Below are 24,350 nucleotides of genomic sequence, written 5' to 3'. Positions count from 1 at the left end.
GTGATGGAAGCATTAGACCGATGTTTCCGCGGGATGCAACGGCGCCCGGCGCAGGGCCTCACTCCTCTCCCGCAAGCAACGCGGCATTGCCGCCGGCCGCCGCGGTATTGATGGTTACGGTCTGCTCGGTGGCAAAGCGTGCGAGGTAATGCGGGCCTCCCGCCTTCGGGCCGGTTCCGGACAGGCCGTGGCCCCCGAACGGCTGCACGCCGACCACCGCGCCGATCATGTTGCGGTTGACGTAGACGTTGCCGACCTGGACGCGGTCGATGATGCCCTCGATCGTGTCGTCGATGCGCGAATGGATGCCGAGCGTGAGCCCGTAGCCGGTGCGCTCGACCGCCTGCAAGGCACGGTCGAGGTTCTCGGCGCGATAGCGGACGACATGCAGGATCGGGCCGAAGACCTCCTCGGTGAGTTGGCCGGCGTCCTCCAGCTCGAAAATGTGCGGCGCGACGAAGCAGCCGTCCGGTGCCTCGCCTGCGAAGTGCAGCCGCGCCTCGCGCTTCATCCGCGCGATGTGCGCATCGAGGCGCTGCTTGGCGTCCTCGTCGATCACCGGGCCGACATGGGTTGCGACGTCGGAGGGATCGCCGATCTTCAACTCGCGCGCGGCGCCCGCGATCATCTCGATCATGCGATCGGCGACATCCTCCTGCACGAACAGGAGCCGCAGCGCCGAGCAGCGCTGGCCGGCGGAGCGGAAGGCGGACGTCACGACGTCGTCGGCGACCTGCTCCGGCAGTGCGGTCGCATCCGCGATCATGGCGTTGATGCCGCCGGTCTCGGCGATTAGCGGAACGATCGGCCCGTTCTTCGCGGCGAGCGTCCGGTTGATGCTGCGGGCCACCTCGGTCGAGCCGGTGAAGACGACACCGGCGACCTCGGGGTGTGCGGTGAGCAGGCCTCCGATGCGGCCGTCACCGGGGACGAGATGCAGTGCGCTCTCGGGAATGCCGGCCTCGTGCAGCAGCGCCACCGCCTCGCGCGCGATGCGCGGCGTCTGCTCGGCCGGTTTTGCCACGACGCTGTTGCCGGCCATCAGCGCCGCGCTGACCTGCCCCAGGAAAATCGCCAGCGGAAAATTCCACGGCGAGATTGCAACGAACACGCCGCGCCCACGCATTGCGAGCGTGTTGCTCTCGCCGGTCGGACCCGGCATGGCGATTTCGCCGCCGAACAGCTTGCGGCCCTGCGCAGCATAATAGCGGCAGAAGTCCACGGTTTCGCGCAGTTCCGAGAGCGCATCGTCGAGCGTCTTGCCGCCCTCGCATTGGAGCAACGCGATGAAATGACCGCCACGGCTTTCCAGCAGATGCGCGGCCCGCTGCAGCGCCGCCGCACGCGCGGCTGCCGGGGTTCGGCTCCAGGCGGCAAAGCCGGCGCGCGCTGCGGCCACCGCCGCATTGGCCTGGTCCGGCGTTGCGTCCACGACGGGCTCGAGGTCGGCGACCTCGGCCTTCACATCGGCCAGCAGCCGATCGAGGGCGGCGCGCTCACCAAATTCGACACCGCGCGAATTGCGCCGCTCCGGCGCGAAGAGATCGCCGGGCAGCGGAATCTTGGGATGGGCCGCCGCCTGCGGCCGGCCGATCGCGTCCGCCGGGCGCTGCAGCAGCACCGAGACCGGGACGCGATAATCGGCGGCCTGGGCCACAAAGGACGAGTTCGCGCCATTTTCCAGGAGACGCCGCACGAGATAAGCGAGCAGATCGCGATGGCTACCGACAGGCGCATAGGTGCGGTAGGCGATGTCAGGATAATCTGTTGCCAGTTGCTCGTAGAGGGCTTCGCCCATGCCGTGCAGGCGTTGGAACTCGAAGCCGCCGCTGCCCGCGGCGAGCTCGAGCACGGTCGCAACCGTCAGCGCGTTGTGGGTGGCGAATTGCGGGAAGATGCGCGGCCGCAGGGCCAGCAGCTTCGTCGCGCAGGCGACGTAGTTGAGATCGGTCATCGCCTTGCGCGTGAACACGGGATAGCCGTCGAGCCCGCGCTCCTGCGCGCGCTTGATCTCGGTGTCCCAATAGGCGCCCTTGACGAGCCGCACCATCAGCTTGCGGTCATGCGCGCGCGCGAGTTCGTCGACATAGTCGATCACCGCACCGGCGCGTTTCTGATAGGCTTGGATGGCGAGGCCAAATCCGTCCCAGCCGGCGAGCGACGGATCGGCGAGCGTCACCGCGATCACGTCGAGCGACAGCTCCAGCCGGTCGGCCTCCTCGGCATCGACGGTGAAGTTGAGGTCGTGCGCCTTGGCCCGCCGGGCGAGGTCCAGCAGCAGGGGCACCAGCTCGATCATCACGCGGTTCCGGCTGATCGCCTCGAAGCGCGGATGCAACGCCGAGAGCTTGACCGAGATGCCGGGCCGGTCGGGCAGGGGATGGTTGCCGGCGGCCTTGCCGATCGTGTCGATCGCGCTGGCGTAGGCATCGAAATAGCGCGTTGCGTCGGCAGCCGTGCGCGCGCCTTCGCCGAGCATGTCGAAGGAATAGCGCGGCTTCTGCCCGGAGCGCGGACGGCCCCGCTCCAGCGCCTGCTCGATGGTCTCGCCGAGCACGAAATGATTCCCCATCAGCCGCATCGCCTGCCGCGTGGCGGTGCGCACCGCGGGCGCACCGAGCCGCTTGACGAGGCGGCCGATGGTGCCGTCGGGCGTCTCGCCCGGCTGGATCACCCGCGCCGACAGTCCGAGCGCCCAGGCCGAGGCGTTGACCAGGAACGCCGTGGACTTGGTTTCGTGATGGATGAAATCGCCCTCGCCGAGCTTGTCCTCGATGAACTGGTCCGCGGTCTGCGCATCCGGCACGCGCAGCAGCGCTTCCGCCAGCACCATCAGCGCAAGCCCCTCCTTGGTCGAGAGCGCGAACTCCCGCAGCATGTCCTCCACCCCGCCGAGCCGATCGTCGCGCTTGCGGATCGCCTCGATCAGCCGCGTCGCGGTGCGGTCGATCCGCGCCTCCAGCGCGGGGGCTGGCTGCGAGGCCGGCAGGAGCTTTGCTGCGATCTCGGCGTCATCGGGGGCGTAGGGAGCGGAGAAGGGCGGGGGGGTATTCGGCATGACGTGTCCCGTGGCTGCAATCCAGGATAAGACGCCCGCTCCCGTAGTTCGATAGACAATTTTGAGGTATTGCCTTAGAAAATTGATTTGAAACGCGAAATGGCCTTATAAAATATGGGTCTAGACCGAATTGACCGGAGAATCCTCTCGATTTTGCAGGAGGATGGACGCATTGCCAATGTCGAGCTGGCCGAGCGCATCGGGCTGTCGCCGACGTCGATCGGCGAGCGGCTGAAGCGTTTGCAGCGCGAGGGCTTTGTCGAAGGCTATGGCGCCCGGCTGAACCCGCACCGGCTTGGCCTCGGTCTTCTGGTGTTCGTCGAGGTGCTGCTGGACAAGACCACGCCCGACAATTTCGAGCGGTTTGCCCGCGCCGTGAAGCTCGCACCTGAAGTTCTGGAGTGTCACATGGTTGCCGGCGGCTTCGACTATCTTGTGAAGGCGCGGCTGGCGGACATGGCCGCCTATCGACGCTTTCTTGGCGAGACCCTGCTGTCGATGCCGGGCGTGCGCGAGACGCGGACTTATGCGGTGATGGAGGAGATCAAGCGCGACGCACCGTTGCCGGTGGGCTGACGAAATGCCGTCGCGATTGTCATTGCTGGGCGTTGAACAAGCGGTCTTCGCAGGAAAAAATAACTATCCTCGTGCAATCGCAACGCCTGTCGTCGAATGCACTGGCCGTCTTCTGAAATCTTCTTGGCCCCGCTCCCGGACAAATCCGGGAGGCAGCAAAGGCTGGCGCGGGCTTATACTTTGAGGTTCTCTGCGGAGGTCTTGCCCCGGTTTGCGATTTCTTCGTATTCCACCGTCTGCCCTTCGTTAAGCGTGGACAAACCGGCCTTCTGCACTGCCGAGATATGCACGAACACATCCTTGCCACCCGACGCAGGCTGGATAAATCCATAACCCTTCGTCGGGTTGAACCACTTGACCGTACCTTTAGCCATCACGACTTCTCCGCGGGTCTTCCTCCGAGATCTCGAACCGCCAATCCCCGCCAACCGGCCGGTTCGGTCCTAACAGGATACGCGGAATGTGGCGGGCTTGGTAGCTCAAACCACATCCGCATTTCGCCGAATTCCGCTCAACTTCGCAGCGTTTTTGCCGGTTTTGCCCGTTTCGCGGTCGATTGACTGCGCGTGTCTTGGGCTCCGTCAATAGGTCGTGGCCAGGTAGTCGACGATCTTGCCGACGTCGGCATCGTCGATCGGCGCGCCGTAGATCTTGATCATCTTGGTCACCTCGGCCTGCCAGAAGGCCTTCTTGTCCTTCATCGGCGGTTGCGTGGCGATGTAGTCGGACGAATGGCAGGCGCTGCAATTGCCCTGCACGACTTCGAGACTGGGGCCGGGCTTGAAGGCCGCGACCTCGTCCGGGGTCTTGTAATTGATCGGCGCTGCAAGTGCCGCCCCCACCGCGAGGGCAAGCGCGAGGGGAATGGTCAGGAGAACGGCGGGCTGCATGATCATTCTCTTCAGGCTACGGTGACGCGGACGGTTTCGACGACGTTGCGCAGATAACCCGCCGGGTTCCATCGGGGCATATCCGGCTGGGTCTCGCCGCCAGTGCCGGTGGCGCGGACCTTGAACTCGTGGCTGCCGGCCGTGAGCTTCACCGGCAGCTTCCATTCGCGGAACGCGTATTTGCCGAGATCCTTGCCGAGCTTGGCGCCGGCCCAGGTCTTGCCGCCGTCGGTGGAGACCTGGACCTCCTTGATGCCCTTGCCGCCGTCGAAGGCGATGCCGCGCAGGGTCGTGCGGCCGGCCTTCAGCTTGGCACCGTCGGGGACGCTGGTGATGAAGGAGCGGATGGTGAAACGGTTGATCGGAATCGTCGCCTTCGGCGCGGTGCCGGGCTCGATCGCGTTGTTGGGCGTATCGGGAATGCGATAGGCCGACTTCATCCAGAAGCCGTCATAGATGTTGTCGATGACCGTGATCTCGTTGAGGTGCTTGACCCAGTAGGTGCCGTAATAGCCGGGCACGATCAGGCGCAGCGGGAAGCCGTTGAGGAACGGCAGATCCTCGCCGTTCATGCCATAGGCCAGCATCACCTCGCCGTCGGTGGCATGATCGAGATCGAGCGCCTTGACGAAGTCGGGCGTCTTGTCGCTGACCGGGCCGTCCATGCCGTTGAAGGTGACCTGCCTGGCACCGGCCTGCACGCCCGCCATTTCCAGCACCGCCTTCAACGGTACGCCGCGCCAGCGCGCACAGCCCATGGCGCCGTTGGCGAGTTGCCCACCAGCGACCCTCGGCTCGACGAAGCCGCGGCTGTTGCCGGAGCACTGATTGACGGCGACGATCTCGGTCGCCTTCATCTTCCTGATGTCTTTCAGCGACAATTTCAGCGGCTTGTTGACCTTGCCCTTGACCTCGAGCGTGAACTTGTCGGGATCGAGATTGTAGGGCAGGTCGGAGAGGTGATAGCGCACGAAGAACGCATTGTTGGGCGTGATCGGACCCTCGTTAAACACCGCAAACGGCGTCTCGAGCTGCGGCGGACGGCTGGTGAGGCCGATCATCGGCCGCTTCTGCGGATACTTCACCAGCGGCCGCTCGCCATTGGCGAAGGGCAGCGTGACGGTGTCGAGCGCCAACGCTTTGGTGGAATTCAGTGCGGCCGCCATCGCGGCAAGACCTGCTCCCTTGAGCAGGTCGCGTCGATCGAACATGCTTTTCTCCTCCCGGAGCTTTTCGTTGGGCCCATGGTCGTCACCACGATCCCTGCGCGCATCTGTCGCAACCATTTGCGTGAAGTCAATTCGCGCTTTCGCAGCGAGCCCATGCCGCTGCGTTACAGCAGGCCGGTGTTACGCCTGTAGCAGATTGAGCCGAGCTGCGTCAGCGGGCGTGCGTTTCACCTCTCCCGCGAGCGGGAGAGGAGCGCGTCGCCCGGTTGCCTTAAGCAGCAACGCGCTCGCTTCGATCGACCAGCGCGGCCAACTGTCTCGCATTCGCCACCACGCGCACGGCAAGCGGCTCGTCGCGGCCGCGGATCGCGACCTCCTGCTGTGGCAGGGCGTCTTCGGCAAGGCCGGCGTTGTCGCGCACTTCTTCCGAGACAACGGCCTCACAAGCCAGCCCCTTGGTCATCTCCTGCAGGCGGGCGGCGACGTTGACGGCATCGCCGAGCGCCGTGAAGACGACGTGATCGCGATACCCGATGTCTCCGATGATGACCTCGCCGCCGTGAATGCCGATGCCGAAGCGGATCGGCTCTCGCAGATCGTGGCTCAGGAGGTCGTTGAGCTCGTCGATATGCACTCCAATGCCGGACGCCGCCTTCAGCGCCTGTCGGCAGGCCGTTTGCGGATCGGCCGAGAGCCCGAACAGCGCCAGCATGCCGTCGCCGACGAACTGGTTCGGCTGGCCGCCGTTTTCGATCACGGCCTGCGACACCGCGCCGAGGAAGCGGTTGACGATGAAGACGGTGTCGAACGGCAGTCGCTTTTCCGCAAGCTGGGTCGAGCCGCGCATGTCCACGAACAGGCTGACGAGATAGCGCTCCTGGCCGATACTGGCTGATGTCGAGGCCTCGTCGGTCGAATGAGTGTGAGGTGCGAAGAGCTGGAAGAAGGAGAGGTCGGACGTCGGCCGCAACTGGCAGGCCAGCCTGATCGAGGGATCTGCCGTGCCGACGCGGGTGAGCACGAAGGCTTCGCGCTGTGACGGTGTAGGCAGGGCGTCGTGATCGCCGATGACGCGGATGCGGCAGGTCGAGCAGCGGGCGCGTCCGCCGCAGACGCTGGCATGCGGCACGTTGTGGCGCAGGCTTGCTTCCAGCACGGAGAGACCCTTGGGAACGCGCACTGTCTTGCCGTTGCCGTAGGACAACGCGATCATGCCGCCACGCCGTTCGCGCCAGGCGCGCACGCCGCGCGCCACCAGCACGAGTCCCAGCAGTCCGAAATAGCCTGCGTTGAGACCACCGGCGATACGGTCGAGCGCGTTGTTTTCCGCGACGGTGCCGACCTGACGGCGGCCGAGATTTTGCGCGCGCCAGTCTCGATCGTCGCTCTCGATCTCGATGCTGCGGCCACCCTGATAGATGCCGAGCAGCGACAGCGTCGGGATCAGCACGGCAGTCGCAAGAAGATAGGGCGCTGCGCGTGGGAAGAACGGCTTGAGGCGGAGCCAGAAATAGATTCCGATGCAGCCGTGCACCCAAGCGATGAGAAGCAGGATGGTCATCTGCCAGAGCCGGCCGGGCGCGGCAACGAAGAACAGATAAAGCTCCTGCGGATAGAGCTTCTGATGATCGTACAGCGTGTAGCCGAGCCGCACCCCGATCACATGCCCCATGACCAAAGCGGGGATGCTCAACCCCAGGACCAGCTGGAGCGGCTCGATCGTTCGCCAGCGAAACTGTCGACGCTGGTACAGCGCATAGATGCCGAGCCCCATATGGCTGAGTGCGGCCGTGTAAAAGATGATCGAGACGGGGAGGAACTGCCAAAAGAGCGTATGATAGTAGACCCCGGCCTCCATGGCTTCGACGGAGATGTTGCCGAGCGCATGGTTGAGGAAGTGGCTGACCACGTATGCGAACAGGATGACACCGCAGACGAGCCGCACCTGCCGCGCGCCGGTGGCGCGGACGAGTTCGGACATGGGTGCAGCAGCGGTGGCCATGACGTGTTTGTATCAGTTCACGAACGAGAACGGCCAGCCTGGCGCTCAATTTCCGATGTGGACAGGCTGTGAGGTCATACCCCCCAGGAGCCAACAAGGAGGAGCCATCAATCCACCGGCCCGGGCCAGCGCGCCCCCGGGCGCTCCGATCCGGGACTCAGAGCCACATTGAGATGTTTGTGGCGGGCCGGTAACTCGGACTGACCGCCGATCCCTCCCTGTGTGGGTCCTGGAGAGAGCTTGCTTCACATTGACTCCCCTTCCCAAGTCGGGGAAAAGCGCGGCCGTGACGATCGCGCCCGACATCTCTGAGAAGCCCGACGGCGCCGAACGCCGGCTTATCCTTGTTGCGACGTTCGTCATCGCCGCGATGACCGTGCTGCGCATCGTCTACGCCTCCGCGATCGAGCTGCGCACCGACGAGGCTTATTACTGGACCTGGTCCAAGGAGACGGCGCTCAGCTTCCTCGATCATCCACCCGGCATCGCCTGGCTCATTCGCTTCGGCACAGCAATCTTCGGCGACACCACGCTCGGCGTCCGCTTCGGCGGCATCGTCGCGATGCTGGTGACGCAGCTTCTGCTCGCCGACATCGTCCGCCGCCTCACGCATGATGCGCGCGCGATCATGTTCGCGGTGCTGATGCCGGAAGCTGCGCTCTATTATGGCCTGCTGATGGCCAAGGTCGCGCCCGATGTCGCGATGATCCCTTTTGCGGTCGCGATGATGTGGTCGCTGGTGCGGCTGACGCAAGGCGGCGACGGCCGCTGGTGGCTCGCCGCCGGGCTGTTTGCGGGCCTGGCGATGTTGTCGAAATTCACCGCGATCATGTTTGCGCCAGCGGTGGCCGCCTTTCTGCTGGTGCCGGAGTGGCGCTGGCGTTGGCTGCGCAGCCCTTACCCTTATCTTGCCGTGCTGGTCGCGATAGCGGTGTTCTCGCCGGTGCTGATCTGGAACGCGCAGCATGACTGGGCCTCGTTCCGGTTCCAGGGCGTGCGCGCCACCGCCAATTACGGCATCTCGCCGCGCACCATCGGCGATTACATCGGCCTGCAATTCGGCCTCGTCGGTTTCGTCATGCTGCCGGTGGTGCTGACGGGATTGGTCATGACGGCATGGCGCGGCTATCGCAAGCGCGAGCCTGTCGCCATCCTGCTCTCGACCGCGGTGCTGGTGCCGTTTCTTTATTTCTTCTTCAAGTCGCTGACGCTTCGTGTTGGCGACACCTGGCCGATGTTCATGTGGCCGGTCGGCTTTGCCGCGGCGGCCGTGAACCTTGTGCTGATGAGGAAGGAGGGATGGTCGGCCCGGATGCTCCACTCGTCGCTGTTCTGGGTCAAGACCGCAATCGTCTCGGGCATCGCCTTCGTCGTCATCGTGTTCCTCTATTATGTCGCCGCGCCCTGGAATCTCCTCGGCAAGATCGATCCGATCGGAGCGGAGGCCGGCTACGAGCAGGTCGCTGCACGCGCGCAGGCCGCACTCGACGAAATGGGTGCCCGCTGGATCGCCACCACGGACTACCGCACCTACGCCATGATGCGCTGGCTGTTCCGCGGTCGCGTGCCGGTGATCGAGCTCAACGAGCGCGGCCGTTTCCAGGATTTCCGCGATCCCGGCATGGACAAGATCAGAGGCGAGGCGGGAATTTACGTAGGGCGCGAGCCGGATGATCGATCGTCGGTGTGGGAACATATCCCGGCGAAGCGCCAGCTGCTCGGCAGGGTCGAACGCCGCTGGCGCGGCCTCGTGATGGATACCTATGTGATCGAAAAGCTGACCGGCTGGACCCCGGAGCTGTCCCCGCCGAAGGACTCGCCGTTGTTCCGGTGGAAGGTATTGGCAGGCAATTCGGCGCGAGATCTGCGCGGCTCTTCGTCCCCCTCCAGGGGAGCGTAAGGAGGAGCCACTACTCCTCCCCGTCCTTCTTGCGCAGCAGATCCGTCGCCAGATCCGACAGCTTCGGCGCCGGCAATGCCGCAAACGGCAGCGGCCTCGTGACGTCGATCGCGGCGAGGCCCAGCCGGGCCGTCAGCAGTCCGTTGAGCACGCCTTCTCCCAGCCGTTGCGACAGCTTTGCCGCGATGCCGTGGCCGAGCATCTGCTGCACCAGGCTGTCGCTCGCGGCCATGCCGCCGGTGATGGCGAGATGGGCGATGACGTGGCGGAGCAGGCGGATCATGCCGAGCGCGCCGGGGCGGCCGCCATAGAGGTAGGCGAGCTGGCGGATCAGGCGCAGCGCGGCGACGAACACGAACAGCACGTCGATCGCGGCGCGCGGGCTTACCGCAGTGACGATCGACACTTTCTGCGCGGCCGACGACACCAGCCGCCGTGCCTCGGCATCCAGCGGCGACATCAACTCGCGCTCGGCAAGGCGGATCATGTCGGCGCCATCGATGATCTCGCCGGCGTGGCTCTCCAGCGTGGCGCGGGCGCGCGCGAGTTGCGGATTCTGATGCGCGATCTGGAGCAGGTCCTGCACGATGACTCGGCTCTCCTTGCGGTCGTCGCTGGCGAGCACGGCCGCTGCGCGCTGATGCAACTTCTCGATCGTCGCAAGCCGTGCCAGCCCAAATGCCTCGCGTCCGATCACGACGGCAAGTGCAAGCGCGGTGACGAAAGCGAAGGCGAGGCCGACGAAGCCGAGCGTTTCGCTGCGCGCAAACAAATCCTCGATCAGATGGACCACGCCCAGCCCCACGCCAAGCAGCGTCAGCCCGGCGAGACCGGACCAGAACAGGGTTCCCCAGGGAAAACGGCGTCGCGCGGTCAGCGCGGCCTCGATCGGCACCGGTAGCATCGCCGGATCATGCTCCGGCGTGATCTGGATCGTGCCGCGACCGAGCCGTCCCGTCTCGTCGGCTTCGGCGACGACGACGGCGGGATCGTCGAGCCGGAATGTCGCCGGCCGCCGCTGCTGGGATCGATCATTCATGCGAGCTTGTCTCCGATCAGGAACTGCAAGGCACGGTCGAGGCGGATGTGTGGCAGCGTCGGCTCGCTAGTGCCTTCGCGTGCGAGCTTGGGCGGGCGGAAGCGCAGGAAGCGGAAGTCGCTCTTGCCGGCGGCCTGCGTCGAGAGGCCGCGGAACGCGTCCGTGCCGTTGAACAGCGGCTCGGGATCGACGGGCAGATCGCCGGGAAACGTCGCAACCTCGGTGTTGCCGTCGAAGAACTCGCCGCCCGCGCTCTCGCCCGCAGCCGGCGTTCCCAGGATCGACGGCAGTCTGTCGCGGCCATGCGCCACCTGCGCCTCGCGGGTGGCGCGGACGGCAGCGAGCGCGACGACGTCGATCTCCGCCCCGGTATCTTCCGCGCGCGCAACGGCGCGAGAGACGGCGCGGCGTAGCACGGCCTCGAGCCGGTCATGGCTTGAGTGATGGAGGTGGTCCGCCTTGGTTGCCGCGAACAGGATGCGGTCGATGCGCGGTCGGAACAGGCTGGTGAGCAAGGTGCTGCGGCCGATGTTGAAGCAATCGAGAATGCCGGCGAGTGCAGCTTCGAGATCGTGCAGCGCCTCGGGCCCGGAATTGAAGGCGGCGAGGGCATCGGCCAGCACGATCTGGCGATCGAGGCGCGCGAAATGGTCGCGGAAGAACGGCCGCACCACGACGTCCTTGTAGGCCTCGAAGCGCCGCACCATCATGGCCCACAGCGATCCGTCCAGTGCCTGTCCGCCAGCGGGCAAATCGAGCGGCGCAAAGGTCAGCGCGGGTGAGCCTGCGAGATTGCCGGGCATCAGGAAACGGCCGGGCGGCAACAGGCTCATCGCAAATCGCTCGTCGCGGCAGGCGCGCAGATAATCGGTGAAGAGCTTTGCGGCGGTCAGCGTCGCGTGTTCATCCTCGCGCGCTTCAGGCTTGAGCGTCGCGAGATGGGCGTGCCACTCGGTCGCGAGATGCGCGCGCGGTGCCTCGCGCGACAGCGCAAGACTCTCCGCCGACCATTGTTCGTAGCTCTTCTGCAGCAACGGCAGGTCGAGCAGCCATTCGCCGGGATAATCGACGATGTCCAGCGTCAGCGTGCGGTCGGCGCCGTTCGGACGCTGGTAGTCGATGACGAGCCTGAGCTCGCTGATATCCACCGTCGAGCTCGGCCAGCGCCGCTCCTCGATCAGCGCGTGCAGATGGCTCTCATAGGCGAAGCGCGGCACGGCATCATCAGGCTGCGGCGCCAGATGCACCCGCGCGATCCGGCCCGAGGCATAGGCCTCGAACACCGGAAACCGGCCGCCCCGCGTGAGACCGTTGATCAGGGCGGTGATGAACACGGTCTTGCCGGCCCGCGACAGGCCGGTAACGCCTAACCGCACCGTCGGGTTGAAGAAGTGCTCGCCATAGTCGATCAAGGCCCTCGCCGACAGCCGCGCTTCTTCGACGATATCCTGGAAACTGAATGCCATATGAACGTTAACGGATCTGAAGCGGGAGGAACGTGCGGCTGTTCACAAAAGTGGCAATTGCATGAGGAAAATCAAGCTTCATACTTCCACCGCCTTTGTCGGCAAGTCAGCCGCTTGAACGACGCGCCGATCCCGAAACACCCATAGAAGAGTGCTGCCTCACGTTAACGGATTGCCATGACCGTCTTCCAGCTGAAACAATTCGCATCCAGCTCCGTCCACGCCGCCGCGGACGTGATCGGCTGGAACTACGATCGCGCCGAACTCATTGCCGACGGAGTCATCCATGCGATCGGTGTCCTCGCCGGCATCATCGCCGCGACCGTGCTGGTCGTGCTGGCGGCAGTCTATGCCGATGCAGCCGACGTCGTCGGCGTATCGATCTACGTTGCCGGCCTGCTCTCGATGCTGGTGTTTTCGGCGACCTATAATCTCTGGCCGGTCTCGCCCGCCAAGTGGCTGCTACGGCGCTTCGACCATTCCGCGATCTATCTGCTGATCGCTGCGACCTATACCCCCTTCATCCTGGAGGTGAAGGACAGCGGGTTCGCGCTGGTGCTGCTCGCGGGTGTCTGGTGTGTCGCCATCCTCGGCATCGTGCTGAAGCTGTTCTATCCCGGCCGGTTCGATCGCGTCTCGGTCGGCATCTACCTCGCGATGGGCTGGAGCGGTGTCATGATCTACGGCCCGGTCGTCAAGGCGCTGCCGTCGCTGGTGCTTGGCTTCATCCTGGCGGGCGGCCTGCTCTACAGTTTCGGCGTGATCTTCCACGCCTGGCGCCGGCTGCGTTTCCAGAATGCAATCTGGCACGGCTTTGTCTTGGCCGGCGCGGCATGCCATTATACCGCGGTGCTCGACCTCGTGTTGAGCTGAGCAAGCCGCGAGACGGAATAAGAGACGCGGTCCGAAGCCGCAAAGGGGGAGACGTCGCATGCAGGTGACCGGCAAGGTCGTGGTCGTCACGGGTGGCGCAAACGGGATCGGCAAGGCGCTGTGCGAGGCCTTTCACAATGCGGGCGCCGCCAAGGTCGTCGTCGCGGACTTGGACGCCGCCAATGCGAGAGCCGTCGCGGCCATGGTCGATGGCGCTGCCTTCAAATGCGACGTCTCGCAGGAGAATGATATCGTCCACGTCATCGAGGAGACGGAACGGCAGTTCGGCCCCATCGACCTGTTCTGCTCCAATGCCGGCATCGGCGGCGGCTTCGACCCGATGTCGGAGAATGCCGGCGGCGCCTCGGACGAGCCCTGGCAGCGCAGCTGGGCGATCCACGTCATGGCCCATGTCTACGCGGCGCGGCATCTCATCCCCCGCATGAGGGCGCGCGGCGGCGGCTATTTTCTCAACACCATCTCGGCCGCCGGTCTGCTGTCCCAGGTTGGCAGCCCCGCTTATTCCACCACCAAGCACGCCGCGGTCGGCTTTGCCGAAAATCTCGCAATCTCGCACAAGGCCCACAACATCAAGGTCTCGATCCTGTGTCCGCAGGGCGTCGACACCAACATGCTGCGCTCGATCCCCAAGGGACCGCAATCCGGCGACGGCGACCTGACGCCGGAACAGGTGGCGAAAGACGTGCTCGCCGGCCTCGAGCAGGAAACCTTCCTGATCCTGCCGCACCCGCAGGTGCTCGGCTACATGCGCAAGAAGACCGAGAATTATGACCGCTGGATCGGCGGCATGGCCAAGATCCAGGCCAAGATGCGGGAGGAGTTCGGGAAGTGACCGTTAGGTCATCCCGGGGCGATTGAAGCACATTTGCGCCAAACACTCGCTGTCGTCCCCGCGAAGGCGGAACGACAGCGGTGGTCAAGCAGCCGACTCGCTCTCCACCCGACTCGCCCGCAGTGCCCGCGCATAGAGCATCATGCCCTCGCGCACCGTGCGCTGCTCGGCCGGCGTCAGCGCCGCCAGCGCGCCGCGCACCTGCTGGCGGCCGAACGCATGCAGCGCCTCGAGCGTGCGGCGGCCCTTTGCCGTCAGCGACAACTTCTTGCTGCGGGCATCCGTCTCATCCGGCGTCTCCCGCAATTCGCCGCAGTCGATCAGCTTGCGTACCAGACGGCTGACGCTGGATTTCTCCAGCCGCAGGAAATCGCCGAGCTCGCCCGATGTCATCGGACCGCGGATGCCGATCTCCAGGATCGTGTGGACCGCCGAGGGCGGATAATCCGACGCCGCGACCGTCGCATCCATGAAGCCGAGCTCGCGCACCATCAGGCGCGAGGCGGCACGGATGTCGTCGATCAAGGAAAGCTCGGCCATCTTGACTCCCGGCATATAGTTGTATCATACAACTATAGGCGTGCAACGGCGCGCGCAAGCGTCTTGGAGTGAGTCATGAGCGAAGCTTTGCCGACCGGGATGCGGATGAGAGGCAAGGTCTGCCTGATCACTGGCGGCGGAAGCGGCATCGGCCGTGCCACCGCGCTGCGGATGGCATCCGAAGGCGCCGAGGCGATCCTGGTCGCCGGCCGGCGCGCGGCCGAGATCGAGGCCACCGCGACTTCGTGCCGTGAGCTCGGCACGGACGCGATCGCGCTTCAGACCGACATCACGCGCGAGGACGAGGTCGCGCGACTCGTCGGCACAGCCATCGAGCGCTGCGGTCGGCTCGACGTCGCCTTCAACAATGCCGGCTTCCAGGAGCGCCGCGCGCCGCTGGAAGAGCAGGGCACCGAGATTTACGATAACGTGTTCGACACCAATGTCCGCGCGCTGTTCCTGTGCCTGCGTCACCAGCTGCCCGCGATGCTGGCGCAGGGCCGCGGCAGCATCGTCGTCAACGCCTCCGTCAGCGGCATGCGCAATCCCAATCCCGGCTTCTCGCTCTACTCGGCCTCGAAGGCCGCCGCGATCTCGCTGACGCGCTCGGCCGCGCTGGAGAACGCCCCGCGCGGCATCCGCATCAACGCCATCGCGCCGGGCCGCGTCGTCACCGACATGATGCTGCGCGCCGGTGTCGGCGACATCGCGACCGTCAGCGCCGGCCTTCCGCTGCGGCGGATGGGGAGCCCGGAGGAAGTTGCGGAGGCCGTGGTGTGGCTGTCGTCGGATGCGTCGTCGTACGTCGTCGGGCACGTGCTGGCGGCGGACGGGGGATTCTTGGCGTCGTAGTTCGCCGTGGCGTCGTAGCCCGGATGGAGCGGAGCGCAATCCGGGCCGACCCGCTTGTGGCGCGATTCCCGGATTGCGCTTTCGCGCCGTCCGGACTACGCGCGCCTCAATGCTTCTGCCCGTACAGCACAGGCACCGCCGAATCCACGACGACCTCGACAAGGCTCGTGCCCTCATGCGCCAAGCTGCGCTTCAGGGCTTCGCCCAGTTCCGCCGCCTTGGTCACCCGCACCGCGTGGCACCCCACGCCCTCCGCGAGCCGCACGAAGTCGATTCCCGGTAATTCCAGCCCGGGCACGTTGCGCACCTGCATCACCTGGCTGAAGGAGCGCATCGCGCCGTAGCCGGAATTGTTGATGACGACGACGGTCAGCGGCAGCTTGCGCTGCGCCGCGGTCCACAGTGCCTGGATCGAATACATCGCCGAGCCGTCGCCGATCAGGCACACCGTGCGTTGCTTCGGCTTGCCGAGCGCCATGCCGACCGCGGCGGGCAGGGAGTAGCCGAGGCCGCCGCTTGCCATGGTGTAGAAACTGTCCTGGCCGGGCATCGGCATGAATTTTTGCATCGCCGGCCGGTGCGAGGGCACTTCCTCGACGAGTGAAGCGCCATCCGGCATCGCATGCGATAGCGAATGCAGCAGGAATTCCACCGGCAGCGGATCGGCGGCCTGTGGCGCCGCAGGCAGCGCGCGGCCCTTCGGCATGGCGCGCTTGCTCTCCGGCAAAAGGTCGAGCAGCATCGAAAGCGCCGGCTTCATCGTCGCGATGATGCTGGTGCCGACGGGCGTCACCGCCGCGGCGTCGGAATCGTCGGTGATCTGGAAGATGGCTGCGCCGCCATCGAAGATCGCGGCATGGCCCTCGACATGGAAGGTGAACACCGGCGCGCCGATGACGACGACGAGATCGTGCTCGCGCAGCGCATCGGACAGCTGCGCGGGGGACGCGTGCAGGAAGCCCGCAAACTGCGGATGCCGCTCGGGGAACGAGCAGCGCGCCGAGAACGGGCTGACCCAGACGCTCGCCTTGGCCTTCTCAGCCACGCGCACCATCAGATCGACCGCGCCCGCGCGGTCGACGCCGGGGCCGACGACGAGGGCAGGATGCTTGCTTGACGTCAGTGCCTTCACCAGCGCCTGCATCGCCTCCGGCTCGGGCCCGATCTCGCGGCTGACCTTGCGCACCTCGACCGGTGCGCAGGCATGCGCCCAGTCGTCGACCGGGATCGACACGAAGGTCGGCCCGCACGGCGGCTGCATCGCGGTGTAATAGGCCCGCGCGATCGCGGCCGGCACGTCCTCGGGCCGCGCCGGTTCGACGCTGTATTTGACATAGGGCCGCGGAAACTCCGAGGCGCGCTCGGCATAGAGGAACGCCTGCAAAGGCAGGATCGAGCGCGCCTGCTGGCCCGCGGTGATCACGAGCGGCGTCTGGTTGCGGTGCGCGGTGTAGATGTTGCCGAGCGCATTGCCGACGCCGGCCGCCGAATGCAGGTTCACGAAGCCGGCATTGCGCGTCGCCTGCGCGTATCCGTCGGCCATGCCGACCGCGCTGGCCTCCTGCAGCGCCAGCACATAGTCGATGTCATCAGGCCAGTCGCTCAGGAACGGCAGTTCGGTCGAACCGGGATTGCCGAACACCTTGTCGATGCGGAAGGAGCGCAGCAGGTCGAGCGTCGCCTGCTTGACGGTGACGGACTTGCTGCCGCTCTTGCCGTTCTTGGCCATGGTTTCCGTCCCTGTCGTTTATTGCCGCGCTACCAGCCCCGCCCGTCATTGCGAGCGAAGCGAAGCAATCCAGAATCTCTCCGCAGAGGCAGTCTGATTGCTTCGTCGCTTCGCTCCTCGCAATGACGAGGAGAGACATCACCACACCGCCGTGCCCTTCATCGTCGGCTGCCCCTCCGCGTTGGCCGTCCACAGCTCCATGCCCGCCTCGATCTCGTTGGCGTTGACGGAGAACTCCGTGCCCTCGAACAGCGGCTGGAGTCCGCGGTAGGTGAACTTCTTCGGCGCCTTGCCGCCGTGAAGTTTGGCCGCCATCTCGATGATCAGCGCCGCCTGCAGCGGCCCGTGGAAGATCAGTCCCGGATAGCCTTCGACCTTGGTGACGTAGTCGCGGTCGTAATGGATGCGGTGGCCGTTGAACGTCAGCGCCGAGTAGCGGAACAGCAACACGGGGTCCGACACATGGGTCTCGCGGTGCTGCGCCTTCGGCGCCGGAGGCGGGGCCTTTGCGGGAGCCGCCTGCGTACCCGTCATTTCGCGGTAAACGATGTCCTGCCGTTCGCGGATCGCGGTGCCACGCGGCGAGGAGATGCTGTGCTCGACCGAGACGAAGCACAACGTGCCGGTCGAGCCTGATTTGACCTGCACATCGGCGATTCGCGAGGTCCGGGTCGATTCATCGCCGACGCAGAGCGGCTGCAGGAATTCGATCTCGCCGCCAGCCCACATCCGGCGCGGCAGCGGCACCGGCGGCAGGAAGCCGCCGCGGGTCGGGTGGCCGTCAGGACCGAGCATCGACATCGGAAACACCGGTTGCGCCAGGCACCAATGCACCGTGAACGGCGCGGCGTCGCCCGCCTTGGGCTCGCCGACCTCCTGGAACAACGTCGCGCGGAGACCCTTCACGAGCTGCGCGGTGACGATATCGGTCGCCTCCGTGCTGCGGCCGATCCATTGCCTGAGATGATCGATGTCGAGCTTCTCGGTCATGATGCCTCGCTCTTGTTACTTCTTGGACTTTGGATTTTCGCCGATGGCGGGTACCGGGCCATAGCTGCGCGTCTCGCCGACGATGATCGGTGCGGGCGCGGGATAGCTGACGCGCCCGTTCGGCGTATCGACCTCGATGCGGCGCAGATGCGGATGCTTGGTGAGGTCTTCCATGGTGTTGACCTCGGCAAAGGCGATGTCGGCGTCCGACAGCCGCTTCAGCAGCTCGTCGCGCGTCATCCTGGCGAAAGCGTCCGCAACCGTCTTGTCGGTGAAATCGCGGTTGCGCACGCGCTCGACCATGTTGGCGACGCGCGGATCGGCAGGCAGATCCGGCTGGTCCAGCACCTTCGCGCAGAGCGTCTTCCACTCGCGCTCGCTCTGGATCGATATCAAGATGTCCTTGCCGTCCTTGGAGGTGAACACGCCGTAGGGCGCGATCGAGGGATGGCGCAGGCCCATGCGCTTGGGCGGATTGCCGGCTTCCGAGTTGAGCAGCGGCACGGTGCACCAGTCCGCCATTACGTCGAACATGGAGATGCGGATGTCGGCGCCCTTGCCGGTGCGCCCGCGTGCGATCAGCGCCTCCAGGATCGCCGCGTGCGCGGTGGCGCCGGTCGCCACATCGACGATCGACATGCCGACCCGCGAGGCGCCGTCGGGGTTGCCGGTGATCGAGGCGAGGCCGCTCTCGGCCTGGATCAGCAGGTCATAGGCCTTGCGGTGCGCGTAGGGGCCCTCATCGCCATAACCGGTGATGGTGCACGAGATCAGCTTTGGATAATCCTTCAGCAACCGTTCGCGGGAGAAGCCGAGCTTGTCCATCGAGCCGGGCTTGAGGTTCTGGATCAGCACGTCCGCGCTTGAGATCAGCTTCTCCAGCTCGGCACGGCCTTCCTTCGTGGTGAGATCGACCACGGCGGATTGTTTGCCGCGGTTGAGCCACACGAAGTAGCTGCTCTGGCCCTTGGCCGCCGCGTCATAGCCGCGGGCGAAATCGCCCTCGGGCCGCTCGATCTTGATCACCTCCGCGCCGGCATCGGCCAGGCGTGAGGAGCAGAACGGCGCCGCCACCGCCTGCTCGACCGCGATCACCCTGATCCCGTCAAGTGCTCCCATGGCGTGACCTCAGTACGAGCGCGGCATGCCGAGCACGTGCTCGGCGACGAAGGAGAGCACGAGGTTGGTCGAGATCGGCGCTACCTGGTAGAGCCGCGTCTCGCGGAATTTGCGCTCGACGTCGTATTCCTCGGCGAATCCAAAGCCGCCATGGGTCTGGATGCAGGCATTGGCCGCTTCCCAGGAGGCATCGGCAGCCAGCATCTTGGCCATGTTGGCCTCGGCGCCGCAGTCGAGCCCGGCCTCGTATTTGCGCGTGGCTTCCTTCACCATCAGCTCGGCCGCCCGCATCGAAGCATAGGCCTTGGCAATCGGGAACTGAATGCCCTGGTTCTGTCCAATCGGCCGGCCGAAAACGCTGCGCTCCTTGGCATAGTTCGTCGCCTTGGCGATGAACCATTTGGCGTCGCCGACGCATTCGGCGGCGATAAGGATGCGTTCGGCATTCATGCCGGAGAGGATGTAGCGAAAGCCCTTGCCTTCCTCGCCGATCAGATTCTCCGCCGGCACCTTCATGTCCGTAAAGAACACTTCCGTCGTGGCGTGGTTCATCATGGTGCGGATCGGGCGGATCTCGAGGCCATTGTTCTTGGCCTCACGCATGTCGACGATGAACACCGACAGGCCGTCCGTGCGCTTCTTGACCTGCTCCTTGGGCGTGGTCCGCGCGAGCAGGATCATGAGGTCGGAATGCTCGGCGCGGCTGGTCCAGATCTTTTGGCCGTTGACGATGTAGCTGTCGTTGCCGTCCTTGCGCGCGAATGTCTTCAGCGAGGACGTGTCGGTGCCGCTGGTCGGCTCGGTCACGCCGAAGGCCTGCAGCCGCAGTTCGCCGCTCGCGATCTTCGGCAAGTATTTTGCCTTCTGCTCGGCATTGCCGTGCCGCAGCACCGTGCCCATCGTGTACATCTGGGCGTGGCAGCCGCCGCCGTTGCAGCCCGCGCGCTGGATCTCTTCCAGGATCGCCGCAGCTGCGGAAAGCTTCAGGCCCGCGCCGCCAAATTCCTCGGGGATCAACACCGAGAGATAGCCGGCTTCAGTCAACGCATCCACGAACGCCTTCGGATAGGCCATCTCGCGATCGAGCTTGCGCCAATATTCGCCGGGGAACTGCGCGCACAGCTTTGCGACGGCGTCGCGGATGTCGGCGTAGTCTTCGGTGTGGTGTTCTTGACTCATGGCGTTTCCAATCGATAGCGGCAGTTAAGATAGCGCCGGCCAATCCCCCGCCGTTGTGAAAACAACGCCAGCCCCCTATGCTCATTTGCTATAGCGTATGGAGTAGCCTTCCAGGATTGGCAAGCATGGATTTCCGGCAGCTCAGGACGTTCAGTTGCGTGGCGGAGCTCGGCAGCCTCTCCAAGGCGTCGGACACGTTGCGCGTGGCGCAGCCGGCGCTGAGCCGGCAGATCAAGCTTCTCGAGCATGAGCTGCGCACCGAGCTGTTCACCCGCAACGGCCGCGGCATGGTGCTGACCGAGGCCGGCCGGCTCCTGCTGGCGCGCACCTCCGGCATCGTGCGGCAGATCGATCAGATCCGCGACGACATCCAGTCGGCCAAGGGCCCGCCCTCGGGCCAGGTCGTGCTGGGCCTTGTTCCGACGGTGAGCTGCGTGCTCTCGGCGCGCTTTGCGCGGCGCTGCGTCGAGAAATTTCCAGGCATTTCGCTGCGTATCGTCGAGAGCTACAGCGGCCACCTCGTCGAGTGGCTGCACCGCGGCGAGATGGATCTCGCCATCCTCTACGGCCGCTCGGCCGATCTGCATCTCAATGTGCAGAGCCTGGGGCGCGACAACATCGTTGCGGTTGGCCCGCGCGGCTGTGGGCTGGCGCGCAAGAGCAGCGTCGACATCGGCTGGCTGTTGCGCCAGCGCCTGGTGTTGCCCTCTCATTCCCACGGCCTCCGCGCACTGATCGAGCACGCGGCCGCCCAGCGCAAGATCAAGCTCAACGTCCAGCTCGAGGCGGATTCGTTCCGCGTGCTGACCAGCCTGGTCGAGGAGGGCCTCGGCTTCGCGCTGCTGCCGCCGTCGTCGGTTCATGGCGAGGTCGCCGACGGGCGGCTGGAGACGACGGCAGTGTCGAAGCCGATGTCGCGCGAGCTCATTTTCGCTTCTCCGATCGACCGGCCGGTCTCGACGGCCTCTCTCGCGATCACCGCGCTCCTGCGCGAAGAGGTCGCCGCCTGCCGCAAGGAAGGCGTGTGGGACATCAAACTGAGTTAGATGTCGTGTCGTAGAACAGTCGGGCGCCGCATTGCCTTCGCATCTGGCGCGACCTGTCATGCCGGAATTTTATAGCTGGGGGCTGCGGCGTCTGCGGCAGCCAAGGTGACGTACAGGTGGGCCCCGTCATTGCCAACGCAGCGAAGCAATCCAGGAATCTCTCCGCGGAGGAAGTCTGGATTGCTTCGTCGCAAGAGCTCCTCGCAATGACGGAGGAGAGAGCCTACCCCGCAATCCGCACCGGGAGCGATTCATATCCCTTGATGAAGCTGGAATAGATCCGCTTCGGTTCGCCGACCACCTCGATGCGGTCGAACCGCTGCAGCATCTCCTCCCAGACGATGCGGAGCTGCAGCTCGGCGAGGCGCATGCCCACGCAGCGGTGGATGCCGAAGCCGAAGGAGAGGTGCGTGCGCGGCCGCGGGCGGTCGATGATGAATTCGTTCGGCTTCTCGAACATCTCCTCGTCCCGGTTGCCGGAGACGTACCACATCACGACCCGGTCGCCCTTCCTGATGTGCTTGCCCCCGATTTCCGTGTCCTGCAACGCGGTGCGCCGCATATGTGCCAGCGGCGTCTGCCATCGGATCACCTCGGGCACCATGGAATCGATCAGCGCCGGGTTGGCGCGCAGTTTGTCGTATTGCTCAGGGTTCTCGTTCAGCGCCAGCACCGAACCGGTCATGGTGTTGCGCGTGGTGTCGTTGCCGCCGACGATGAGCAGGATGATGTTGCCCATGAGATTGTCGGGATCCATGTGGCGCGTCGCCTCGTTGTGCGCCATCAGCGACAAGAGATCGTTGCGCGGCGCGGAATTGACGCGCTCGTTCCAGAGCTTGGACATGTAGGCGTAGCACTCGTCCATCTCGCGGCGGCGCTCTTCGGCGCTGGCGACGATGCCGCTTTTTGGCAGCGCGGTCGAGACATCCGACCAGCGCGTCAGCTTGCGCCGCTCTTCCCATGGGAAGTCGAACAGGGTCGCCAGCATCTGCGTCGTCAGCTCGATCGAGACGCGCTCGACGAAATTGAAGGTCTCGTTGCGCGGCAGATTGTCGAGCACTGTCTGCGAGCGCTGCCGGATCAGCTTGGCGAGTTCGTCGAGATGCTGCGGGGTGAACATCGGCGAGACGGTCTTGCGCTGTGCCGAATGCTTGGGCTGGTCCATCGCGATGAAGCTAGGATAGTCGTAGCCTTCCGGCACGTCGCGGATCGAGATGCCGCCGAGCTTCGAATCCGAGGAGAAGATGCCGTGGTTGGTGTCGACATGCATGATGTCGTTGTATTTCACCACGGACCAGTAGGGCTCGATGGGCGCGTTCGTGCAGTAATGCACCGGCTCTTCCTTGCGCAGCCGCTCGAACCACGGCCACAGCGTGTCGTCCTGGAACAGCCGGGGCGCGCCGGGGTGGAATTGCGACAACGGCGTCGCATAGGCTTCCTCGCGCGCCCTGCGCAGGCGTTCGGCCTTGTGCACTTTGATCGGCGCTTGGATGTTCATGCTCATGGCTCCAGTTGGTTCTCTTCTTCGCCAGGCGAGGGGGCTCTCCGCGACCGTGTCTCAGCGGTTTCGCGGAGAGAGCCCTTACCCCGACCCTCTCCCTGCAAGAACGGGAGGGGAGATTGCTATGCCGCGATCTTCACCGGCAGCGTCTCGATACCTTTTACGAAACTCGAATAGACCCGCGCGGGTTCGCCGACCACATCAATATGGTCGAAACGCTTGAGAATCTCTTCCCAAATAATCTTGAGCTGGAGCTCGGCAAGCCTGAGGCCCACGCAGCGGTGGATGCCGAAGCCGAAGGAGAGGTGCGTGCGCGGGCGAGCGCGGTCGATGATGAAATCGTAGGGCCTTTCGATCACCTCCTCGTCGCGATTTCCCGAGACGTACCACATCACGACCTTGTCACCCTTCTTGATTTGCTTGCCGCGGAACTCGAAATCGGACAGCGCAGTGCGCCGCATATGCGCCAGCGGCGTCTGCCAGCGGATCACCTCGGGCACGAAGCTGTCGAGCAGATCCGGGTTGTCGCGCAGCTTGCGATATTGCTCCGGATGCTGGCTCAGGGCGAGAAGCGACCCCGACATGGTGTTGCGGGTGGTGTCGTTGCCGCCGACGATCAAGAGGATCAGATTGCCGAGGAAGTTCTTCGCGTCCATGTCGCGCGTCGCGGCGCCATGCGCCATCATCGACAACAGGTCGCTCTTCGGCGGCTGCTCGGCGCGCTCCTTCCAGAGCCGCGAGAAATAAGCCGCGCATTCCGTCAGCTCGGCCATCCGCTCGTCCTCGGTGGCCACAAGGCCGCCGGGCCCGGGTATGGTGGTGGCGACGTCCGACCAGCGCGTCAGCTTGCGGCGGTCCTCCCAGGGGAAGTCGAACAGTACCGCCAGCATCTGCGTGGTCAGCTCGATCGAGACGCGATCGACCCAGTCGAACACCTCGCCGCGGGGCAGGTTGTCCAGGCACTCGGCCGAGCGCTTGCGGATGTTGATCGCGAGATTGTCCAGATGCGTCGGGGTGAACATCGGGGCCACGGTCTTGCGCTGGGCCGCGTGGCGCGGCGGATCCATCGAGATGAAGCTCTCGCGGCGCAGGTCCGGATCGATGTCGCGGATGGTGATGCCGCCGAGCGCGGAGGCCGAGGAGAAGACCGCATGGTTGGTCTCGATCTCCATGATGTCGTTGTAGCGCGTCACCGACCAATACGGCCCGAACATCGAGTCCTTGCAATAGTGCACGGGGTCTTCCCGGCGCAGGCGATCGAAATAGGGCCAGAACGTATCGGTCCTGAACAGTTCAGGATCGCCCGGATCGAACTGCTCCAGCGGCAGTGACGTGGCGCGCGCGCGAAGCACGTCAAGCTTGGCCGCGCTCTCGATGGTCCCATGCATGACCACTCTCTCCCTGCGTGAACCGCGCGTCGTTGAATTCTGCGCGACGGTATTTGATTTGCAATTACAGCCGGTTGTCGGCGCCGGGGCAAGGGAGAGTTTTGCCACATCCAGCTGAGTGGGCAGGGCGCGTCGCCCGGATGAAGCGAGAGCGTAGTCCGGGATTGCGGCCGCAATCGA

General features: G+C 65.1%; 20 protein-coding genes. 6 read left to right on the top strand and 14 right to left on the bottom strand.

Going from position 1 to position 24,350, the window contains the following annotated elements:
- Positions 1-58: 58 nt before the first annotated feature.
- Positions 59-3,058, bottom strand: a complete 3,000-nt coding sequence (gene putA, locus ASG57_RS16960; RefSeq protein ID WP_024342229.1) for a bifunctional proline dehydrogenase/L-glutamate gamma-semialdehyde dehydrogenase PutA — start codon at positions 3,056-3,058, stop codon at positions 59-61.
- A gap of 114 nt (positions 3,059-3,172) precedes the next feature.
- Between putA and ASG57_RS16955 the strand changes: the two genes are divergently transcribed.
- Positions 3,173-3,634, top strand: a complete 462-nt coding sequence (locus tag ASG57_RS16955; RefSeq protein WP_024342230.1) for an Lrp/AsnC ligand binding domain-containing protein — start codon at positions 3,173-3,175, stop codon at positions 3,632-3,634.
- Between the two features lie 173 nt (positions 3,635-3,807).
- Here ASG57_RS16955 and ASG57_RS16950 read toward each other — a convergent pair whose 3' ends face one another.
- The 4 genes from ASG57_RS16950 to ASG57_RS16935 all read right to left on the bottom strand — a co-directional run bounded on the left by ASG57_RS16950 (position 3,808) and on the right by ASG57_RS16935 (position 7,695).
- On the bottom strand, positions 3,808-4,008 hold the full coding sequence (locus ASG57_RS16950) for a cold-shock protein (protein WP_008563500.1): 201 nt from the start codon (positions 4,006-4,008) through the stop codon (positions 3,808-3,810).
- Between the two features lie 207 nt (positions 4,009-4,215).
- Complete coding sequence (gene sorB, locus ASG57_RS16945; RefSeq protein WP_024342231.1) at positions 4,216-4,524, bottom strand: SorB family sulfite dehydrogenase c-type cytochrome subunit; 309 nt, start codon at positions 4,522-4,524, stop codon at positions 4,216-4,218.
- An 11-nt stretch (positions 4,525-4,535) separates the two neighbouring features.
- Positions 4,536-5,735 carry a SorA family sulfite dehydrogenase catalytic subunit gene (gene sorA / locus ASG57_RS16940; protein WP_024342232.1) on the bottom strand — a complete coding sequence of 400 codons (1,200 nt, stop codon included), beginning with the start codon at positions 5,733-5,735 and terminating at the stop codon, positions 4,536-4,538.
- 229 nt (positions 5,736-5,964) lie between these two features.
- Positions 5,965-7,695: an adenylate/guanylate cyclase domain-containing protein gene (locus ASG57_RS16935; RefSeq protein WP_024342233.1), complete on the bottom strand. Its 1,731-nt coding sequence runs from the start codon at positions 7,693-7,695 to the stop codon at positions 5,965-5,967.
- A gap of 286 nt (positions 7,696-7,981) precedes the next feature.
- On the opposite strand from ASG57_RS16935, the gene ASG57_RS16930 reads away from it, so the two are divergent.
- Positions 7,982-9,595 carry a glycosyltransferase family 39 protein gene (locus ASG57_RS16930; RefSeq protein WP_156402719.1) on the top strand — a complete coding sequence of 538 codons (1,614 nt, stop codon included), beginning with the start codon at positions 7,982-7,984 and terminating at the stop codon, positions 9,593-9,595.
- Between the two features lie 10 nt (positions 9,596-9,605).
- Here ASG57_RS16930 and ASG57_RS16925 read toward each other — a convergent pair whose 3' ends face one another.
- Both ASG57_RS16925 and ASG57_RS16920 read right to left on the bottom strand, forming a co-directional pair.
- Entirely contained in the window at positions 9,606-10,634 is a 1,029-nt protein-coding gene (locus ASG57_RS16925; RefSeq protein ID WP_024342235.1) for a YcjF family protein, read from the bottom strand.
- A complete protein-coding gene (locus ASG57_RS16920) occupies positions 10,631-12,100 on the bottom strand; it encodes a YcjX family GTP-binding protein (RefSeq protein ID WP_024342236.1) in 1,470 nt (489 codons plus the stop codon). Before ASG57_RS16920 ends, ASG57_RS16925 begins: the two co-directional genes overlap by 4 nt.
- A 177-nt stretch (positions 12,101-12,277) precedes the next feature.
- Here ASG57_RS16920 and trhA point away from each other — a divergent pair, with 177 nt between their 5' ends.
- Positions 12,278-12,973 carry a PAQR family membrane homeostasis protein TrhA gene (gene trhA / locus ASG57_RS16915; protein ID WP_024342237.1) on the top strand — a complete coding sequence of 232 codons (696 nt, stop codon included), beginning with the start codon at positions 12,278-12,280 and terminating at the stop codon, positions 12,971-12,973.
- Positions 12,974-13,031: 58 nt separating this feature from the next.
- Positions 13,032-13,826 carry an SDR family oxidoreductase gene (locus ASG57_RS16910; RefSeq protein WP_024342238.1) on the top strand — a complete coding sequence of 265 codons (795 nt, stop codon included), beginning with the start codon at positions 13,032-13,034 and terminating at the stop codon, positions 13,824-13,826.
- A gap of 84 nt (positions 13,827-13,910) precedes the next feature.
- Here the strand turns inward: ASG57_RS16910 and ASG57_RS16905 are convergent, their stop codons facing one another.
- Positions 13,911-14,366, bottom strand: coding sequence for a MarR family winged helix-turn-helix transcriptional regulator (locus ASG57_RS16905; protein WP_029674498.1), 456 nt, complete (start codon positions 14,364-14,366; stop codon positions 13,911-13,913).
- Between the two features lie 75 nt (positions 14,367-14,441).
- Between ASG57_RS16905 and ASG57_RS16900 the strand changes: the two genes are divergently transcribed.
- Positions 14,442-15,218, top strand: a complete 777-nt coding sequence (locus ASG57_RS16900; RefSeq protein ID WP_024342239.1) for an SDR family NAD(P)-dependent oxidoreductase — start codon at positions 14,442-14,444, stop codon at positions 15,216-15,218.
- Between the two features lie 106 nt (positions 15,219-15,324).
- Here the strand turns inward: ASG57_RS16900 and mdlC are convergent, their stop codons facing one another.
- From mdlC to ASG57_RS16880, 4 genes are all read right to left on the bottom strand, one after another.
- Positions 15,325-16,947: a benzoylformate decarboxylase gene (gene mdlC, locus ASG57_RS16895; protein ID WP_024342240.1), complete on the bottom strand. Its 1,623-nt coding sequence runs from the start codon at positions 16,945-16,947 to the stop codon at positions 15,325-15,327.
- Positions 16,948-17,085: 138 nt separating this feature from the next.
- Positions 17,086-17,937, bottom strand: a complete 852-nt coding sequence (locus ASG57_RS16890) for an HTD2 family dehydratase (protein ID WP_024342241.1) — start codon at positions 17,935-17,937, stop codon at positions 17,086-17,088.
- A 15-nt stretch (positions 17,938-17,952) separates the two neighbouring features.
- A complete protein-coding gene (locus ASG57_RS16885) occupies positions 17,953-19,056 on the bottom strand; it encodes a CaiB/BaiF CoA transferase family protein (RefSeq protein WP_024342242.1) in 1,104 nt (367 codons plus the stop codon).
- A gap of 9 nt (positions 19,057-19,065) precedes the next feature.
- Complete coding sequence (locus ASG57_RS16880; protein WP_024342243.1) at positions 19,066-20,235, bottom strand: acyl-CoA dehydrogenase family protein; 1,170 nt, start codon at positions 20,233-20,235, stop codon at positions 19,066-19,068.
- Positions 20,236-20,360: 125 nt separating this feature from the next.
- Between ASG57_RS16880 and ASG57_RS16875 the strand changes: the two genes are divergently transcribed.
- A complete protein-coding gene (locus tag ASG57_RS16875) occupies positions 20,361-21,281 on the top strand; it encodes a LysR substrate-binding domain-containing protein (RefSeq protein ID WP_024342244.1) in 921 nt (306 codons plus the stop codon).
- 223 nt (positions 21,282-21,504) lie between these two features.
- On the opposite strand, the gene ASG57_RS16870 is transcribed toward ASG57_RS16875, so the two are convergent.
- On the bottom strand, positions 21,505-22,779 hold the full coding sequence (locus ASG57_RS16870; RefSeq protein WP_024342245.1) for a cytochrome P450: 1,275 nt from the start codon (positions 22,777-22,779) through the stop codon (positions 21,505-21,507).
- 125 nt (positions 22,780-22,904) lie between these two features.
- Positions 22,905-24,170, bottom strand: a complete 1,266-nt coding sequence (locus ASG57_RS16865) for a cytochrome P450 (protein WP_024342246.1) — start codon at positions 24,168-24,170, stop codon at positions 22,905-22,907.
- Positions 24,171-24,350: the final 180 nt, after the last annotated feature.

The sequence above is a fragment of the Bradyrhizobium sp. Leaf396 genome, assembly GCF_001424605.1.
GTDB classification, from domain to species: domain Bacteria; phylum Pseudomonadota; class Alphaproteobacteria; order Rhizobiales; family Xanthobacteraceae; genus Bradyrhizobium; species Bradyrhizobium japonicum_C.
The sequence above is the reverse complement of the archived record's forward strand: the minus strand, read 5'-3'. Positions and strand labels throughout refer to the sequence as shown.